Below are 1,988 nucleotides of genomic sequence, written 5' to 3' on the forward strand. Positions count from 1 at the left end.
CGTTGGGAGTGCCGCCCTCGTGCCGTGCGGGCCCCTCGTTCCAGACCACCCCGCCCGGGGTGACGGCCGCGGTGGCGCCGCCACCACGCAGGTAGGGGGCGGACGAGTCCAGCCAGTCGGCGCGGCCCACCAGGGCGCCCGAGCCGTAGGGCGCGTAGAGCTTGTGGCCGGACAGCGCCAGGTAGTCGACGTCGAGGGCTGTGAGGTCGACCCGGCGGTGGGGCGCCAGCTGCGCGGCGTCGAGGGCCACGCGCGCGTCATACCTGCGGGCGACCGTGACCAGCTCCTCGACGGGCCACAGCTCGCCGGTGACGTTGGAGGCGCCGGTGACGACGACGAGTCGCGGCCTGCTGTCCTCGGACTCGGCCAGCGCCCCGTCGAGCAAGGCGACGGCGTCCGCGGCGCTCGCGGGCACCGGCAGTCGCACGGTCCGCGAGGAGGGCCAGGGCAGCAACGCGGCGTGGTGCTCCGACTCGAAGACGAAGGTCGTCGTGCGCGAGGGCAGGCACCGCGCCAGCAGGTTGAGGGCGTCCGTGGTGTTGCGGGTGAACACCACCTCGTCGCCGGGTCGCGCGCCCACGAACGCGGCCACCTCCTCGCGCGCCGCCTCGAACCACCCGGTCGTGATCCGCGAGGTGTAGCCGGTGCCGCGGTGCACCGAGGAGTAGGTGCGCAGGGCGGTGTCCACGGCGTGCTTGACCGACTCGAGCGCGGGTGTCGACGCGGCGTGGTCGAAGTTGGCGTAGTCGACGACCGTGCGGTGCAGCGTGGGCACGCCGAGGTTGTCGGCGACGGTGCGGGGTGGGGCCAGGACCGCCGGTGCCTGGGGACGGGCGCTCTCGCGACCCTGCGGGGTCGAGGGTGAGGACGGCTCCACGGGCGCAGGTCGCGTGGGTGGGGTGGGCACGGAGCGCAGCCGATGGGGTGGCTCCTGCGCCGGTCGGCTGCCCGCATCGGGGACGGCGGGCACGGGAGGCACGGGGGGCACGGTGGGCACGGCCCAGCCGTAGGTGGGCGGCGTATCGGCGGTGCGGCGGGTCAGGCTCGCGATCGACATACGGGCTGCTCCTGTCGGTCCAGTGTTTGGGTCGGACCTGCGACGGGCGCCGGTCCGCGCTTGCCGCCTGCTGGTGCAGGACGGCCGGGTCGTCACCCGGAGCACCCCACCGCGGAGGAGGGTTGCCGACCAGCGAGCCGGGGCTTGACGCTGGCACTCATGACCTGTGCAGGAAACTACCGCTTCGGGGGCCGCGGTGCCCACTACCTGAGCGGTCATCTCAGATGTCGAGACGTTCAGGCACGGGAAGGGCCCATCCGAGGCTTGCTGGGTCCGACCGGTGACCTGTGGTGCGCGTGTGACACGTGATCCGAGGGTGACTATCGCGTAGCCTGCGACAGTGGCGACACGTCAGTCCTCCTCCACGGCCCGCTCGAAGTCCTCGAGTCGCCGCACCTCGTCGCGCCCGGCCGCCGGGCGCCCGAGCACGCGCAAGACCCCGGCCCGGGCCTCGGCCAAGGGCCGGTCGAGAGCCAGGGGTGGCGGCCTGCCGCTGCCGTTGCGTGCCGTCCGAGGCACCTGGATGGGCATGGCGCACGTCGCGGGCGGCGCGGTCCGCCGGGTCGGCACGAGCGCGCGCGACCTCGAGCCGGAGCACCGTCGCGACGGGATCGGCTTCGCCCTCATCGGGCTGGCGGTCGTGGTCGCGGCCCGCGAGTGGTGGGGTCTGACCGGAGTCGTCGGCGACATCATCCACGCGATCGTCGCGGGCACCTTCGGACGCGTCGCGTTCGCCCTGCCGATCGCCCTGCTGCTGCTCGGCCTTCGCCTGCTGCGCGCGCCCGGCGACGCCACGTCCAACAACCGCGTGACCATCGGCACGACCGCCCTGGCCTTCGCCACCTGCGGGCTGGTGCACATCGCCCAGGGCCTGCCCAGTCCGCCCGACGGGGCTGCCGCCATGCGCGACGCGGGCGGCATCATCGGCTGG

The 1,988-nt window shown here is 74.2% G+C and carries 2 protein-coding genes, 1 pseudogene and 1 riboswitch; of the genes and pseudogenes, 1 reads left to right on the top strand and 2 read right to left on the bottom strand.

What is annotated here, in order from left to right:
- Both FRW57_RS20990 and FRW57_RS20995 read right to left on the bottom strand, forming a co-directional pair.
- On the bottom strand, positions 1 to 1,057 hold a 1,057-nt coding region (locus FRW57_RS20990; protein ID WP_152186979.1), incomplete at its 3' end, for an aminotransferase class V-fold PLP-dependent enzyme.
- Between the two features lie 51 nt (positions 1,058 to 1,108).
- Positions 1,109 to 1,222, bottom strand: a riboswitch (SAM riboswitch).
- A 186-nt stretch (positions 1,223 to 1,408) separates the two neighbouring features.
- Positions 1,409 to 1,588, bottom strand: coding sequence for a hypothetical protein (locus tag FRW57_RS20995; protein WP_152186980.1), 180 nt, complete (start codon positions 1,586 to 1,588; stop codon positions 1,409 to 1,411).
- On the opposite strand from FRW57_RS20995, the pseudogene FRW57_RS21000 reads away from it, so the two are divergent.
- Positions 1,587 to 1,988, top strand: a pseudogene (locus FRW57_RS21000) (cell division protein FtsK); the annotation flags it as partial. The gene FRW57_RS20995 and the pseudogene FRW57_RS21000 overlap by 2 nt on opposite strands.

This window comes from Segeticoccus rhizosphaerae (assembly GCF_009192725.1).
Classification (GTDB): Bacteria; Actinomycetota; Actinomycetes; order Actinomycetales; family Dermatophilaceae; genus Segeticoccus; species Segeticoccus rhizosphaerae.